At 30.7% G+C, this 15,185-nt stretch carries 13 protein-coding genes and 1 pseudogene; 9 read left to right on the top strand and 5 right to left on the bottom strand.

Translation table 11 applies throughout. The features are described 5' to 3' along the window. The first annotated feature begins 226 nt into the window (after positions 1-226). From RG22_RS17265 to RG22_RS07685, 7 genes are all read left to right on the top strand, one after another. A complete protein-coding gene (locus RG22_RS17265; protein WP_052143679.1) occupies positions 227-1,570 on the top strand; it encodes a phage integrase SAM-like domain-containing protein in 1,344 nt (447 codons plus the stop codon). Next, positions 1,563-2,225, top strand: coding sequence for a hypothetical protein (locus tag RG22_RS07710; RefSeq protein ID WP_034042204.1), 663 nt, complete (start codon positions 1,563-1,565; stop codon positions 2,223-2,225). Before RG22_RS17265 ends, RG22_RS07710 begins: the two co-directional genes overlap by 8 nt. Before the next feature lie 80 nt (positions 2,226-2,305). Continuing rightward, on the top strand, positions 2,306-2,581 hold the full coding sequence (locus tag RG22_RS07705) for a helix-turn-helix domain-containing protein (RefSeq protein ID WP_034042202.1): 276 nt from the start codon (positions 2,306-2,308) through the stop codon (positions 2,579-2,581). Between the two features lie 8 nt (positions 2,582-2,589). Beyond that, positions 2,590-2,889 carry a hypothetical protein gene (locus RG22_RS07700; RefSeq protein ID WP_034042200.1) on the top strand — a complete coding sequence of 100 codons (300 nt, stop codon included), beginning with the start codon at positions 2,590-2,592 and terminating at the stop codon, positions 2,887-2,889. A 31-nt stretch (positions 2,890-2,920) separates the two neighbouring features. Continuing rightward, positions 2,921-3,544 carry a hypothetical protein gene (locus RG22_RS07695; protein ID WP_034042198.1) on the top strand — a complete coding sequence of 208 codons (624 nt, stop codon included), beginning with the start codon at positions 2,921-2,923 and terminating at the stop codon, positions 3,542-3,544. A gap of 169 nt (positions 3,545-3,713) precedes the next feature. Continuing rightward, positions 3,714-4,859 carry a hypothetical protein gene (locus RG22_RS07690; protein ID WP_034042196.1) on the top strand — a complete coding sequence of 382 codons (1,146 nt, stop codon included), beginning with the start codon at positions 3,714-3,716 and terminating at the stop codon, positions 4,857-4,859. Between the two features lie 435 nt (positions 4,860-5,294). Beyond that, a complete protein-coding gene (locus RG22_RS07685) occupies positions 5,295-7,142 on the top strand; it encodes a P-loop NTPase fold protein (protein WP_034042194.1) in 1,848 nt (615 codons plus the stop codon). 11 nt (positions 7,143-7,153) lie between these two features. Here RG22_RS07685 and RG22_RS07680 read toward each other — a convergent pair whose 3' ends face one another. The 4 genes from RG22_RS07680 to RG22_RS07665 all read right to left on the bottom strand — a co-directional run bounded on the left by RG22_RS07680 (position 7,154) and on the right by RG22_RS07665 (position 10,817). Continuing rightward, complete coding sequence (locus RG22_RS07680) at positions 7,154-7,642, bottom strand: hypothetical protein (RefSeq protein ID WP_034042192.1); 489 nt, start codon at positions 7,640-7,642, stop codon at positions 7,154-7,156. A 3-nt stretch (positions 7,643-7,645) separates the two neighbouring features. After that, complete coding sequence (locus RG22_RS07675; RefSeq protein ID WP_034042190.1) at positions 7,646-8,605, bottom strand: hypothetical protein; 960 nt, start codon at positions 8,603-8,605, stop codon at positions 7,646-7,648. Positions 8,606-9,177: 572 nt separating this feature from the next. After that, the gene (locus RG22_RS07670) at positions 9,178-9,987 is read right to left on the bottom strand and encodes a nucleotidyl transferase AbiEii/AbiGii toxin family protein (protein ID WP_034042188.1); all 810 of its coding nucleotides are present in this window, start codon (positions 9,985-9,987) and stop codon (positions 9,178-9,180) included. Then, the gene (locus RG22_RS07665) at positions 9,987-10,817 is read right to left on the bottom strand and encodes a type IV toxin-antitoxin system AbiEi family antitoxin domain-containing protein (RefSeq protein ID WP_034042186.1); all 831 of its coding nucleotides are present in this window, start codon (positions 10,815-10,817) and stop codon (positions 9,987-9,989) included. Before RG22_RS07665 ends, RG22_RS07670 begins: the two co-directional genes overlap by 1 nt. A 263-nt stretch (positions 10,818-11,080) precedes the next feature. On the opposite strand from RG22_RS07665, the pseudogene RG22_RS18320 reads away from it, so the two are divergent. Continuing rightward, positions 11,081-11,530 (top strand): annotated as a pseudogene (locus RG22_RS18320) (ParB/RepB/Spo0J family partition protein). Between the two features lie 222 nt (positions 11,531-11,752). On the opposite strand, the gene RG22_RS07655 reads toward RG22_RS18320, so the two are convergent. After that, the gene (locus tag RG22_RS07655) at positions 11,753-12,793 is read right to left on the bottom strand and encodes a GntR family transcriptional regulator (RefSeq protein WP_034045877.1); all 1,041 of its coding nucleotides are present in this window, start codon (positions 12,791-12,793) and stop codon (positions 11,753-11,755) included. 243 nt (positions 12,794-13,036) lie between these two features. On the opposite strand from RG22_RS07655, the gene RG22_RS07650 reads away from it, so the two are divergent. Further along, positions 13,037-15,142 (top strand): bifunctional rhamnulose-1-phosphate aldolase/short-chain dehydrogenase, encoded by a 2,106-nt coding sequence (locus RG22_RS07650; RefSeq protein ID WP_034042184.1) that lies wholly within the window; start codon positions 13,037-13,039, stop codon positions 15,140-15,142. Positions 15,143-15,185: the final 43 nt, after the last annotated feature.

Genomic DNA, 15,185 nt, shown 5'->3' with positions numbered 1-15,185 from the left:
ATTTGATAAAGGTTTGTGTACTCAAGTTGGGAGTTTAACCTATAAAATTCAGTGTAATCCATTTTTTAATAAAAATAACAAAAAAACCTTTATTTACAATACTTTTGAGCATTTATATAATCAATTGGTTATTGATGTAAATGGAATGAAATAGATTAATATTGAAGTATTGTTGACTAGATGTTGACTAAAACTATTATATTTGAATGTTCAAATATTCAAAATAATGGCAACTATTAAATTTTTACTTCAAAGTAAAGCAAACCCCTCAAACATCTATGTCAGGTTTTCTGCTGGCAGAAATTCAGTTTTCAAAAGAAAAACAGGTTTATTTATAGATCCTAAAGATTGGAGTAGTACAAAGGCAATGCCTAATCCAAGAGATACAACCTTAAAAGATTTAAAAACCGATTTAGAAGAATTAAGGAGTAAAATATTAAAAGCCCATAATTCAGCCGTGCAGCTTGGTGAAGAAATTGATGGGAATTGGTTGCAAAATCAAATTGAAATAGCAAATAATAAAAATCCAAACCTTAACAATGATTTATTAGTAAATCAAATTCAAGAAATTATTGATAATTCTGCAAGTATAACTAAACAAAATGGTGAAATAGGGTTATCATCTTCACGCGTTAAAGGCTATAAAACATTACAAGGGTTAATTACTAGATTTCAAGCCGAAAATGAAAAACACAAATCCATATTCGTTAAATCAGTTAATATTGACTTTGTCGAATCTTTAAAAAAGTGGATGCTAAATAAAAAATACTCTATTGGCTATGTAGGTAAAACAATAGATAATTTAAAAGCAGCTTGTAATTACGCTAAAAAGAATGAAATTCAAACCTCACTAGAATTAGATAAAATAATTAGGCTGAAAAAAAACACAAAAACACCAAAAACAATAGTTTATTTATCAGAAGAAGAACAAAAGAAAATTGCCAAAATTGAATTAAAGCGTGAAGCATTATATAATGCTAGAAAATGGCTTTTATTAGGTTGCTTAATAGGTCAAAGAGGTGGGGATTTATTAAACATAACTCCTGATAATATTGTAAGGTATGATGATTTTAACGCAATAGAATTAACTCAACAAAAAACAGGAAAATATGTTAAGATACCATTAATACCAGAAGCCGAAGAAATATTAAAAGATGGTTTTCCTTATAAAATTTCAATTCAAAAGTTTAATGAGTACATTAAAGAAGTTTGTAAGGAAGCTGGTTTAATAGAACCTTTAGAGGGTATAAAAAGACAGGTTCACAAAAAAGATAAAAAACTTACTGCTTATATGCCACGAGTAAAAGGATCTTATCCTAAATACAAATTAGTTGGCTCGCACATTTGCCGTCGCAGCTTCGCAACTAACTTTTACGGCAAAATTCCAACGCCAATATTAATTAATATCACGGCTCACGAAAACGAAAAAGTTTTTAAAATCTATATTGGAAAAACTACTGATGATTATATGTATGATATGATGAAGTATTATAGTGATAGTAAAAAGAAAAAGCCTAAATCTAATCAGCAGCCTCATTTTGAGGTTATAAAGAATACTTCAAATGGATAGTGCTAACAACATAGAAAATTTCTACAAGGGAATTGATAAGTGGTTGGAAGATAAAAAAACACGTAATCTTAACGAAATAGAGAAAACGAAAATTTATTTATTAAACCTTCCTAATCAATTAAATACTAAATATAAAGAACACTTAAACTCTATAGTGCCTTTAAGAATATCCTCTTTGGAAACTTCTATTTATCAACTTACATATGCTAAATTAGCAATAAAACAGTTTCTGAATTCTAGTGATTCAAAGGAAGTATCGACTTTTTTTCATTGCGCAAATGAATTAAATGCATTAGATAAGTTTTTTTGGAAACAATTGAGAAAGTTAGATAAAGAAATAGCAACAAATGAAAGATTAATAAATACAAACCCTTACCCCAAAGTATTTACAGGAAGTGATGAAAAGCCTTTTAAGCTATGGGATGAACTTTATGCTAGAAGCAAAAAAAATCATTCCTTTTTGAGTTTTATGTATAGGACTATGGTTGATGATGAATTAATTGATTGCAAAAGAACCGATTTTGAAAATTGGTTAATCAAACATTATGATTTAGCCATTCAGCTTAAAACTAAAGATGTGGCATCAACCAAAAAAGCAGATAGAGGTAAGACTTATTTAGATGTAAAAGAACTCATTTACAAGAAGAAAAATTAAATGTATCCCAAATAATACTATTTCGTATTAAATAAAATACACTTCAAGCGAAATATTTGCTATAACAAACACAATTAGTTATGGCAAATATTCAATTTATCCAAGTTACACCTGATGAACTCACAGAAGTTATTGTTAAAGGTGTTAAAAGTCAATTAGACGAACTAAAAAAGGAATTTCAACCAAAGCAAGCAACTGAATACCTTACTAGAAATGAGGTTGCAAATATGCTATCTATTGATTTAAGCACGGTACACAATTGGTGTAAGTCTAAAAAACTCAAACCTCTTGGTATTGGAAATAGAGTATATTTCCGTAGAACAGATATAGAAGCTGCATTAGTAGAACTTAAATAAGTCAAATTATGGAAGTTCTACCTATGCACGCTGAATACATGATAAAGGGGCTAATTCATTGTCAATTTTCATCAAAATTGATAATACCATTTTCTGAAAAATTACAGGTTTGCCCAAAGCTATTAGCCGAAAAATTATTACACAGGGTTGAGCAACTTCCAATTAAATATTCAGATCCTACTATAAAATTGAATTTTTTTAATTCGGCATTATCAAAATGCGAAAATATCACACCCGAATTTAAAGAGCGCATAGCCTTAAAAATAGGCGTTGTAGCATCGGCAATTCAACAAAAACAGCGAGTATAATTAAAACAATAAATAATTAAAAATTAGCAACATGAGTAGTACAGCAACAAAATCAAAAAATTTTAAACAAATGTTTTTATATCGTGATAGTTCGTGGATTGAACAGCAAAAGAAATTTAATTTAGAGAAAATACCATTCTTGAATGAGTGTTTAGTTGAGGTTCAAAAAATTTTCGATAGAGAATTAACTATTTCAGAAAAAACCGAAATACTGCAATTTGGATGGAAAAAAGTACAGGAAATGCACCGTAGCAAGTCACAATTTCCAAAAGCAAACATTAAAACGCTTTTAGAGCTGCATGGAATAAGTGGCGAAATGGTAGATAATGCCGAAAAGGTGTTAAATGAAAATTCTTCACGTTTTCGCGATGATATTTTTGCTGTAACGTCAACTGGTGTTCAATTGAATATTAAATATTTAAAGGATATTGAGGAAAAAGGCAACTATTACACTACAAGCGAAGCCCAAAACCAAAAGTTACAGACTGTTACTAATATAGCTAAAGAACTGAATACTGCAATTGATTTGAAGATAATTCATAAATGGCAAATACAGGATATTATAAAAACCACTAACAAACTTTTAGGTTACGGTATAACTCCATTGAACAACGAGGGGTTCAACCCAAATTACGAAACCATAAGAAAACTTTAGTTTTTGTTTTAGTTACTTGTTAGTTTAGGATTAAGGCCCGGTGTATGCTGGGCTTTTTTCTACCTTAAAGCAAAAAAGAGAGCCTTTAAAAGCCCTCTAATTTTTTGTTCAAATGTAATAAACTAGCAACGTTTATACTTCTTCAAAATTACAAAAAATCCTCTTAAAATTGATTGATGGAATAAAATTGTTATGCATCTCTACAACCCCAAAAGACTGGTTGCATAACCCATTATTGCAATTTCAATCAAAGCTAAACGAAAACACAGGGGAAATATCAGATGTTAAATATGCTTTTTATAAAGGACTTTTTTTTAAAATAGTGCCGTCAACCGTTTCAAATCACTTTCATTTAATAATTCGTGGTTCATTAGCAAAATACTATAATAATGGTAAACATAATGCCTTTGATTTTGATATGAATATGCTTGAAGAAACCATTAATGAACTTCAAAATACATTCAAAGTCAAGCCAGATAAAGCCATTTTACAAAACTTTGAGTTTGGTGCTAACATAAACCCTAACAAACCCATAAAAACGATAATTAGAGGTATAAGAGCGTGGCAAAACAATTGTTTTAGTTCACTTAAAACCGAAGAAATATTTGACGGTAAACAATTGAAAAGACAGGAATACATTTATAAAGTTTATGACAAAGGAATTGTAAGCCCTGATACTCCTGAAAACCTGTTAAGAATAGAATTAGCCGTAAAAAGTACCAAACTAGCTAAAAAGCATAATATTAAAGTTTTAGCCGATGTATTAAACCCTGATAATCTAAATAGTATAAAACCATTACTAATTGATGTTTGGGGTGATATGATATTTTATGATAAGGGTGCAAAATTACGTGAAATGACACCGCAGCAACGCCAAAAATGGCTTTTCTATTTGGATGCGAGTAATTGGGTTATATTTTCGAGGGCGCAACGTTTTAAAGCGAAAAAAATATTTCAGGAATTGAAAAGTGAATTTTGTACCTCTACAACCCAGGAAGAAACATTGAAATTATTAGTGCAAAAACTTGAAACTTTATCAGCTAATAATCATCCTAAAAATGGTAACGCTTTACGCAACTTTTCAGAATATAAAAGTGAACGCTTTACGGATTTAGATAAAGGCGTAAACCGTTACCTTTTTGATGAGGTTAAAAAGAACAAAAAAAATGCACCAATTAAACGCCGTAAATGTGTGATGTGCAAAACTAATATCACAAAGAAAAAACGAGGTGCTAAATACTGTAGTAAATCCTGCAATAATAGAAGCAATTATATTGCTAGGAAAAAGAAGTTAAAAAAGATGCGCCGGCGTTAATGATATATATCTACAGATCCATTCATAGAATAGATACATCTAACATACTAACACGCACCCGGTTGAAAATAAAAAAGGTACTGTAACTCTTAAACACTTCTAATGCAATACGTTGCGCACTCCGTTATTCATACGCTTAGACCTTTTTTGACCAACTGTAACGCTAACTGTAACTGTAACGGTTACACTTCAAAAAAGCCCCTATTTTGTTTTAAAACAATTGATTTTATTGTTTTGGCTTCAATACTATTCAATTCATTTTAATCATAAAATCAAAAACCCAAAAAAATAAATAGGCAAAATCTATTTTGTAACGAAACTGCAACAAACTGTAACCAAAAGTGTAACGCTTTTTAATGATTGATATGCTTTTCGTTAATTTTCTTTGTTTTGTTTCAGACAGTTAAACTATTTTTATGGTTAAATCATTGCAGTATGGAATCAAAAAAAATCGAATCAATATTTGAGGATTATTTAAATAATGAAAATACAAACTATGCACTTATGATTAGTGGAAAATGGGGAAGTGGTAAAACTTATTTATGGAAAAATGTACTTGAAAAAAAGGCAGTCGAACAAACATTTAGACCTGTTTATATTTCTCTTAATGGTATAGAGAGTGTTAAAGAAGCTGAAAGCATTTTGTTTGGCAGCCTTTTACCCATTTCAAAAAACCTGCAAAGCAAGGGGGCTAAAACGGCTTTTAAGATAATACGAAACACGGCAAACGTAGCTGGTAAAATTTTTGGACGTGGCACGCAGTTGATTGACTTTGCAAAAGGGATAAAAATAGACCTTGACGTATCAAAAGTTGTACTATGTTTTGATGATTTAGAAAGATGCGCTGTTGAACCTGAAAGAATTTTGGGTTTAATCAATGAATATACAGAACATAAAAATGCTAAAGTAATCATATTTTCCGCAGAAGAAGAAATTGATGATGAAAGTGATTACAACAGAATAAAAGAAAAAGTAGTTGGTAGAATCCTAAACTATACAGCTAATTACAATGAATTGTTTAATAGTTATGTTGAAAATGTTGCTGATTCAAATTTTAGTGAGTTCCTAGCCAGTAATGAAAAACCAATTATTCACTTCTTTAAGAACCACAATATTCAAAATTTAAGAACATTCGGTTTTTATTTGGAAAATTTAAACCAGTTGTATAAGTACTACAAAGATGAAAGTGAAACGGAAGTTGATAGGATGCTTTTCTTTACGGCATTAATTAGCAATGAATTTAAAAATGGGGAATTAACAATCACCAATTTAGAAGATAAAAAAGGAATTGATGATTTTATGTTATTTATTGACCTAGACGATGTGGTAAATGGCATGATTGGCACGCCAATAAAGTCAAAAGATGTAGATGGGGAAGAAAAAAGTTATAGTGAAAAATTCATAGACAAATATTTAAGCAGTCAAAATGAAAAAGACAGATATGTATTTTCAAATTCTATATATGAGTTTGTTTTAACAGGGTATCTCGATGAGGATAAACTAAAACATGAGATTAATACTAGAAATGGGAAAAGTAGTAGTTCTAAAGAAGAAAATGCGTATAATACTCTTATGGGTTATAATTTTAGGGTTCTTGAAAATGATGAACTTGAAAAAGCTATTTCAGAAGTATTAGATTATGCCGAAAAAGGGAAATATAAAATGTATTCTTACCAAACAATTTTTAGTAACCTCACATTTCATATAAAAATTGGCTCTTTGGATGTTACAGAAGAAGAATTGATTACCCTATTATTGAAAGGGTTAGATATTTCAAAAACAAATTCAGAAGTTAACATTAGTGAAATTTCACATATTATGCACTTTAGGAAAAAAGAAGATTTAAACGATATAGAAAATAAAATACTTGAACTGCATAATGAGAAACGAAATAACGAAAAATATAACAAGGCAAATAAAATATTTGAAGTAATAGACCAAGAATTAGTTGAAGTAGATGATTTTTTTAATGAGGTTATAAATTCTGAAAACTGCCTTTTTGAGTTTATTGATCCAAATAGTTTTTTTAATAAAATGATAGGATTGAAAAACAAAAATTTACTTGTATTTAGCAATGCCCTTTTTGATAGATACAAAAAGGGTTATTTAGAGTTTCCTGAAAAAGAATTACCATTTTTTGAAACACAAAAAGAACTAATTACTAACTACAGCAATCAAAAAGATTTAAAGAATCCAAAAAAGGTTATTTTGGAAGAACTTTTAGTTAGAATTGATGAAATTATTAATCGTTTTAATGAATCAATTGAAAGAAAAAATAATTAGTATATCTAAAATTAATCCTTTTGCATTTTTAATATCTTAGTTAATATTATTAGGCATCTCCATAGGGTAATAGCCGTTAAAAAAACACCACTTATATTAAAATAATAAGTGAGGTATTGATAAGTAGGATTTAATATCAGTTTAAAAGAATAACCTATAATTGCCATAAATATAAGTGATTTAACAGCGTTCTTAAGATGTTTTATTGTTTCATCATATAAGCCAGTTGCTAGAAATAAATTAAAAAGGGTACTTGTTTCATACCCAGTTTCCTTATTAGTTGTAGTGCTGCTTTTAAATGTAATCAATAAGGTTAAGAATGTTAATACAAATCCTGCCGATGTAAAACCGATATTTGAAATATCAGAAGTCATGGATAGGTTATAATCATCGTTTGGAATCAACAATAAGTTTTGATTGACTAAAACGCAAAGTAAAACATTAATAATAGTTACTAGAAAATAATCCCATAGAATAGGGCTTTTAAAATACGTGTTCATTTCTTATAGATTGAGAACAAAATCATTAAAATCTAACTTTACTAATTCATACATTTTTTGCAAAGTAATTTTCTTTAAATCAATTTCTACAACTAATTCTTTTTTACCCTTTAAAAGATTAAAAACGGCATCTTCACCATCTTTATTTTCATACTTCACAACAAAATCTTCAAAGCACCCTATATTTTTTGGTCTTTTCTTAAAAACACCTAATAAATCGAACATCATGTTATTCGCATCTGTATTAAGCTGGATTTTTGAGTCATTTTTCCCAGGTGTTTGAAAATAAGATTCAACTCTTAAAAATTGAGGTTTTAACATATTACCTATGTTATTCATACCAAGAAAATAATTGCCTTTAATATCATTATCCATTTGTGCAATGTTTCTTGGTTTAAGTTTAATATCTATGTGCAGTACGTTCCTAAGTTCATTAATTGTTTTATCAATTGTACTATCAAAATGAATTGCAACATCTGTTTGTTTAGATAATGAAAGTTTATCCCTTGAAACATTCCTAAGATAAAATTCTAAATCTGAAACTCTTGGGCCATGATAATTATATTCTGCGCAAACAACAATTGTATGTGTACTAAAGTCAATAAAAAAATGTGTTTCTTCTGCTATATCTCCAATTTGGTCAATTGGCAATAGTTTGAATTTGTCAACTGGTTTTAATTTTGGCTGCCTGCCTTTTCTAAGCAAAGCCATGGTACACAAAATCTTCCTTTGATTGGGTAAAATTTTAGTACCTACCATAAAAAGTTCACGAGGGGTGTTTTCTGCTCTATTCTCGTTTCTATCAATTAAGTGTCCTTTGCCTTCTTTTCGCAATTCTCTTAAATAACCAAACACCTCTAAAAGTATTTTCTTAGAAGTATATTCACTTTTTAAATGCGCATATGGCTCAAATCTTAATGAAAAGAAATTAAATTTAGTTGGAGTGGTATTGCTTTTTGCCATTTATAAAAAAATACAATTAAGTTTTGTAAATATACTTTTTGTAATCCAAAAAGTACGTAGAATTGTAAGATTTGCTTATTATAAACAGATTTTCTAACAAAATGTTAAGTATTTGGTTTGGGTTTATGGTAGTTTTTAGGAAACTCTTTTTTACACTTTTTTTCAGATTGTTGACTAAATGTTGACTAGATAAACGAAAAAACCCTGTAAATACAGGGTTTTAAGTACTCAAGGTGGAACTAATTTGAATTCAAAATTATGAGGTTTTAAAGGGTATTTCAGAGGGTAGAAATTCAATGGACACCGTATAGGTCTCTTTTTATGAAAACTTTAACATTTAATTGAATTTTGCCACGAATTAAAACTAAATAATATTAAACCTAATTAGCCTTTCTTCTTTATTTAGTATTAAACCGATTTACATTATTCCGCTTACTTTGTAATAACAAAATTTTCTATGTCTGTACAATTTTTATTAAATAACGCTGTGCGATTGTTATTAATTGGTGCAGAAAGATGATTTAACATTAAGTAAATCAATTCTTTCTATTTTTTCTAGTTCAAAATTTTGATTAAAGTTGTCTGAAATGTTTGTTTAGTTCACGCACAACCTCATTGAAATCTGGAAGGTCGTGAATCTGATTTGCAAGACTTTTATTCCAGTCTCGCCTAAAAGTGGATTCCTTTTTTTCAAATACAGCTTGAAAATCTTTTGGATCCCGTCCTTTGTTAGTGGCCTTTCGTTCAAATTCAAAGTTGTGATGCGTGATATCCATACCATGAATTTCAAGAAGATACCATAAATCATATACGTCACGAGGAATGGTTCGACCCATTAATGTAGTCATTTTTTTAATAACAACTTCTGATAAAGAGTAACATAGTATTGAGAATTCTTCCTCAAAATCTGAATAATCGGCAAAAACTGAACGCTCTTCCAATTCAAATTCTAGAATTTCCCCTCGTGTAACATCCACTTTAAGATGTCTACTACCCATAGCCCCTTGTAAAGGAGCTACATAATTGATAAAGAACTTTAGACTTCCAGATTCTTCATGCAATTTCTCTTTTTCGTAATCAATTTCAAGTTGAAGCCCTGATTCCTCTGTCGCAATTTGCAAACTAGCTTCAAACAATTCAAGAATGCCATCATTGCTTATATCTTCATCCAGTAGAGTGAAATCCAAATCTTCGGAAAATCGGTAATCTTTAAAATATACCTTCTTTAATACAGTGCCGCCCTTAAAGGCAAGTATGCTTTTTAGAGCTTGTTGTTTTGAAATCCCATAAAGTACCCATGTTATCACATAGTCTTTTTCTATTTCAACAGCACCTACTTTATTTTTGGCTGCGATTTTATCTATTTCTCCTCTTGCAATCATTAACTAACGGGTGCTTGTAACATGGTGTCTAAATCTATATTCACTTGAATGCTCCAGCGGTTCTGGATTCTTCCCTGTTTTGGGTGTATTGGGTCCAAAACCGTAATACTGGCTGTCTTAAGGGCCTGCAATTGATCAATTATAGGCGTTTCAATTCTATAAAGCTCCAATAAAAACCCAAGTCGCTTTATTACAGATTGACTTTGCATTTGATTTATATAATTAAGAAGTTTAGTATAATCCATTTTATACCCTACACGGTAAATCGCTTTTCCAATCTCAACAATACCACCGGCATAATCCGGTTTGAATAGGCAATCTATTATGGTCTTTTCTAGGTCACTATATTTGATGACATAGGATTGATTTATATACTCCACCCAAGTTTTTTTGATTCCAAAAAAATGTTTCTTGTTATGATATATAAATTGGAATTTAACGCCATGTATCGATTGTTCAGTAGGTGTCATTTGTTTATTTACCACAACTTGTTCAACAAGTGCTGGCTGTGTTGTTAAATCATGCAATTGTAGTGCTGTATAATAGCCAATATAATAGCTTCTTTTGCCTACTAATTCAGATGCTGTTAAATGTCTATTTGGAGAGAACTCTTCAAGTACGGTGTCATATGGTAACATGACGTATAACCCCCTTTTGATGCGTAAGGCTAATTCCCTGTCGATCAAATTTTGCAAAAGCTCCTGAATATAATCCTTTGCAAAAGAGGGCATGAAATTTTTAGCATCCCTTACAGTAAAAAAAGCTTTCTTATTATCAATAAGATATCTTAAAAATTCCGCGGTATTTTCTGTAATAACTTTATCTTTCATATTGGGTAAAAGGGGTAATTTACCCCTCTAACTATATATAAAACATATTCAATCAAGTTATTTTTTACTAAAGAATAAAATAATATACTCATACAATACTCCACAAAGATAAACTCGCAAAATATTTGCTTTCAAATTTATCTGCATAAAAAATCGGCACCCCCTCAAAGGTTTCTCCCAATTTTTCACTTGAAAATTTGAGACAAAATTTTGTCTTCCGTTTGGGTTCTGCTTACATATTGTTTAACTAAAAATTTTAAATCATGACAACAAGAGCAACAAAGAAACCTGTTAATGGAAAGACCAGAAGGAATTCCAAAAATCCGGTGAAGACCAAATTGAACAACGAAAGTGTGAGCCTACAAATTCAAGAGATTCCTATTGGCAAGATCAGCCCTGATCCCAATCAGCCCAGAAAAACCTTTAAGGAGGAGTCTTTACAATTACTTTCCAAAAGCATTCAATAACATGGCATTTTACAGCCCATCACAGTTCGAAAAACCAGAAAGAACTTTATCATCGTTATGGGTGAACGTCGGTACCGTGCCAGTAAATTGGCGGATAAAAATACCATTCCGTGTATCGTAAAAGCATATACGGATTCCAATGTTCTGGAAGTCCAGATTATCGAAAACCTGCAACGACAGGATGTAGAACCTACATGTATATACAATGCCACAATTAGAATAAAGTATACAAATATTAATCTCTAGGAATAATTTAAGAATAATAGAAAAGGTATAATTTAACAACGGTATTATTTTTTTCTTCTTTGAGTTTAAATTTATTTTTCAATGCTTGCATATCATCACTTACTTTTTTGTCTAAAATTTTGGTATAATGCTGTGTTGTTTTTAAAGATTTATGCCCTAAAAATCCTAATACTACCAAAAAATGATACTGAAATCTCTTCACTAAATATTTTAAAGAACTGGCTAAATTGATGCCCTATCAATAAAGTTGAAATCAACCTTTACTTTACCTTTTTTCTTATTTAAAATCATACTGGCAGCGGTTTCTCCCATCATCTTAAAATCGGTTGAAATTACGGTAATGCCCAATAAATCCTTTAAAGGGGTATCGTTGTATGATATAATTCCTATTTCTTTTCCTAATAAGAATTCATCTTCCCTAATCTGCTTTACTAAATTTACCAAATCTGATTCTTCAATGGTAATAAATAAATCTCCTTTTTTTAAGATAATGTCTTCATAGACTCTATCTAAAATTTCAAAATCTAAATTGAATTCTACACAAAATTTTCTAAAACCGTGTAAAATTCTCCTTGGGTATGGGTAAACCGATTTATCAGGATAAACCAGAATAAGTTTTTCATATTTTTTAATTTTTGGAAGCCCTTCTTTTAAAGCAGTGTAAATATCATTTTCAAAGTCTTGATAAATTTCAACCACTTCACCTTCAACATCAAGTTTAATGTTATCGAGTACAACTAATTTATCTAGGGGTATTTTTTTAATGGCTTTAATTACGTCATCTGTAAAACTAACATGTTTTAAATCATCAGTCTTAAAATGGGGCATAATTACATAATAGTCATAAGCCGATTTGTTTTTATCCAATAAATTTAAAAACAAACTCTCATCGCAGTGGTAAATATGTAAATCTGTATGGGAGTTGGCGCCAATACTATCAATAAACGAATTATAGGTGCGCATTTTATAGGAACTGAGCTTATTGACAAGAAACAAAATATTGACTTTTGATATTAATTTTGTACGTGTTATATAGTACCCTTTTCCCCTAATGGAAGAGATAATGTTTCGTTCTTTTAGTATATTATAAGCCTTTTCAACTGTATCTCTCGATAGATAAAACTCTTCGCTCAACAGATTTATTGATGGAATTTTTTGGTCAATGGTTAAATTGCCTATTGAAATATTATGAATTATAGAATCTACGATTTGTTGGTATTTAGGCACCCTTGAATTCTCATCAATTACAATAAATTTCAACATTTGCATATACCTGTTTTTTTATTGAATTAAAAAAAGACGTTTACATATTTAATATAATAAAAACGCCATAGACTACTGTTTTCGCAAAGTAAAAGAAATAAAATTACGATTCAAAATTTAAGCTGATACAAATTTTTATAGTATTTTACAAGAACATATTTTATTTTGAATTAAGCGGGATAGTACAGGATAGAAACTTACTAATCTTAATATACATTAGCATGTAATATTTTAATGACACTAATGAATACACTAACAAAAAAGTTTAATTACGTAGACTATCTATGGGATGAAAAGAAAGCTAACGATTTAGGTGATGACCAAGTAGCTTTATTTTTGTACCGCTCGAATATATTAGGAGCAGATTTAAGAATAACCAATTACGGCGGAGGTAATACAAGTTGTAAAACCATTGAAAAAGACCCCTTAACAAACGAGAATGTTGAAGTTATGTGGGTTAAAGGCTCAGGAGGAGATATTGGCACATTAACACGTTCGGGAATTGCCGGTTTATATACTGGCAGATTACGTGATTTGAAAAATGTTTATGGAGGTTTAGATGATGAAGATAGAATGGTCGGTCTTTTCAACCATTGTATTTATGATTTAGATAGTAAAGCACCTTCAATTGATACGCCACTTCACGGGTTATTACCATTTGCACATATTGATCATTTGCATCCAGATGCACTTATTGCCGTTGCTGCGGCAAAAGATAGTGAAAAGGTAACCAAAGAAATTTGGGGTGATAGTATGGGATGGGTGCCTTGGCAACGTCCAGGTTTTGATTTAGGACTTCAACTTGAAAAATGTTTGAACGATAACCCTGGAATTAGAGGTATTGTTTTAGGAAGCCACGGTTTATTTACTTGGGGAGATACGTCTTACGAATGTTACATGAATAGTTTAGAAGTTATTGAAATGGCTTCTGAATACATTGAAAAGAAAATAAAAGAACAAGGTGAAGTTTTTGGTGGACAAAAAGTAAAAAGTCTTCCAAAAGAAGAACGTTTAGAAAAAGCAGCACAATTAATGCCCTTATTAAGGGGTTTATGCTCTTCTGAAAATAGAATGATTGGACATTTTGACGATAGAGATGTGGTGATGGAATACATCAACAGTAATGATTTAGAACGTTTAGCGCCAATGGGAACGTCTTGTCCAGACCACTTCTTACGTACAAAAATTCAGCCTTTAGTATTAACATTAGATCCTAAAGAAGATTTATCAGATGCCGATGCTGTACTTGCTAAATTAGAACCTGCTTTCGAACAATACAGAAAAGAATATGCAGACTACTATAATACTTGTAAAAGAGATAATAGTCCTGCAATGCGTGATCCAAACCCCGTAATCATTATTTACCCTGGAGTTGGCATGTTCAGTTTTGCAAAAAACAAACAAACAACACGTGTGGCAAGTGAGTTTTACATCAATGCAATTAACGTCATGCGTGGTGCAGAAGCCATTACTGAATATACATCTTTGCCAAGGCAAGAAGCGTTTGACATTGAATATTGGTTATTGGAGGAAGCTAAATTACAACGTATGCCAAAAGAGCAACCATTATCACGTAAAGTAGCTTTGGTTACTGGTGGTGGTGGTGGAATTGGTAAAGCAATTGCCGATAAATTAGCAGCTGAAGGAGCCAACGTTGTGTTAACAGATATTAATGAAGATAGTTTAAAAGAAGCCAATGCAACATACAAACGTGATGTTTCAACCTATGCTGTTTGTGATGTTACTAGCAACAAATCTATTATAAATGCTTATAAAAAAGCATGTGTTGAATTTGGGGGGATAGACATCATTGTTCACAGTGCTGGTTTGGCAATTTCAAAACCTATTGAAGAAACTACCGAAAAAGATTGGGACATTTTACAAAATGTATTGGTCAAAGGTCAGTTTGAATTGGCTAAAGCAGGTGTTGAAATCATGCGTAAGCAAAATTTAGGTGGTAACTTTATAAGTATTGCCAGTAAAAACGGATTGGTTTCCGGACCAAATAATGTAGGCTATGGTACAGCTAAGGCTGCCCAACAACATATGTCCCGTTTATTGGCTGTAGAATTGGCTTCGGATAAAATACGAGTAAATGTAGTGAATCCTGATGGGGTTATAGTAGGCAGTAAAATTTGGGAAGGTGATTGGGCTGAAGGTCGTGCGAAAGCCTATGGTATATCAGTTGAAGAACTACCGGCACATTATGCAAAAAGAAATTTATTAAACGAAATCATATATCCAGAAGATATTGCTAATGGTGTATTCTCTTTAGTTGCCATTTTAGATAAAACAACTGGAAACATTATAAATGTAGATGGTGGTATGGCCAATGCATTTGTAAGATAAAATTATTGAGTTAGTTTGTTTAGTTAAAAACTTCCATAGCATA

It is taken from the genome of Wocania ichthyoenteri Th78, from assembly GCF_000789235.1.
Lineage (GTDB): Bacteria > Bacteroidota > Bacteroidia > Flavobacteriales > Flavobacteriaceae > Wocania_A > Wocania_A ichthyoenteri.
This window is presented reverse-complemented; position numbering and strand designations above follow the sequence as displayed.

Bases quoted from the DNA above. Each gene is read 5' to 3' on its own strand.
- RG22_RS07655 (WP_034045877.1), bottom strand. From the start codon at position 12,793: ATGTTGAAATTTATTGTAATTGATGAGAATTCAAGGGTGCCTAAATAC.
- RG22_RS07700 (WP_034042200.1), top strand. From the start codon at position 2,590: ATGGAAGTTCTACCTATGCACGCTGAATACATGATAAAGGGGCTAATT.
- RG22_RS07695 (WP_034042198.1), top strand. From the start codon at position 2,921: ATGAGTAGTACAGCAACAAAATCAAAAAATTTTAAACAAATGTTTTTA.
- RG22_RS07665 (WP_034042186.1), bottom strand. From the start codon at position 10,817: ATGAAAGATAAAGTTATTACAGAAAATACCGCGGAATTTTTAAGATAT.
- RG22_RS07675 (WP_034042190.1), bottom strand. From the start codon at position 8,605: ATGGCAAAAAGCAATACCACTCCAACTAAATTTAATTTCTTTTCATTA.
- RG22_RS07710 (WP_034042204.1), top strand. From the start codon at position 1,563: ATGGATAGTGCTAACAACATAGAAAATTTCTACAAGGGAATTGATAAG.
- RG22_RS07650 (WP_034042184.1), top strand. From the start codon at position 13,037: ATGAATACACTAACAAAAAAGTTTAATTACGTAGACTATCTATGGGAT.
- RG22_RS07685 (WP_034042194.1), top strand. From the start codon at position 5,295: ATGGAATCAAAAAAAATCGAATCAATATTTGAGGATTATTTAAATAAT.
- RG22_RS17265 (WP_052143679.1), top strand. From the start codon at position 227: ATGGCAACTATTAAATTTTTACTTCAAAGTAAAGCAAACCCCTCAAAC.
- RG22_RS07705 (WP_034042202.1), top strand. From the start codon at position 2,306: ATGGCAAATATTCAATTTATCCAAGTTACACCTGATGAACTCACAGAA.
- RG22_RS07670 (WP_034042188.1), bottom strand. From the start codon at position 9,987: ATGATTGCAAGAGGAGAAATAGATAAAATCGCAGCCAAAAATAAAGTA.
- RG22_RS07680 (WP_034042192.1), bottom strand. From the start codon at position 7,642: ATGAACACGTATTTTAAAAGCCCTATTCTATGGGATTATTTTCTAGTA.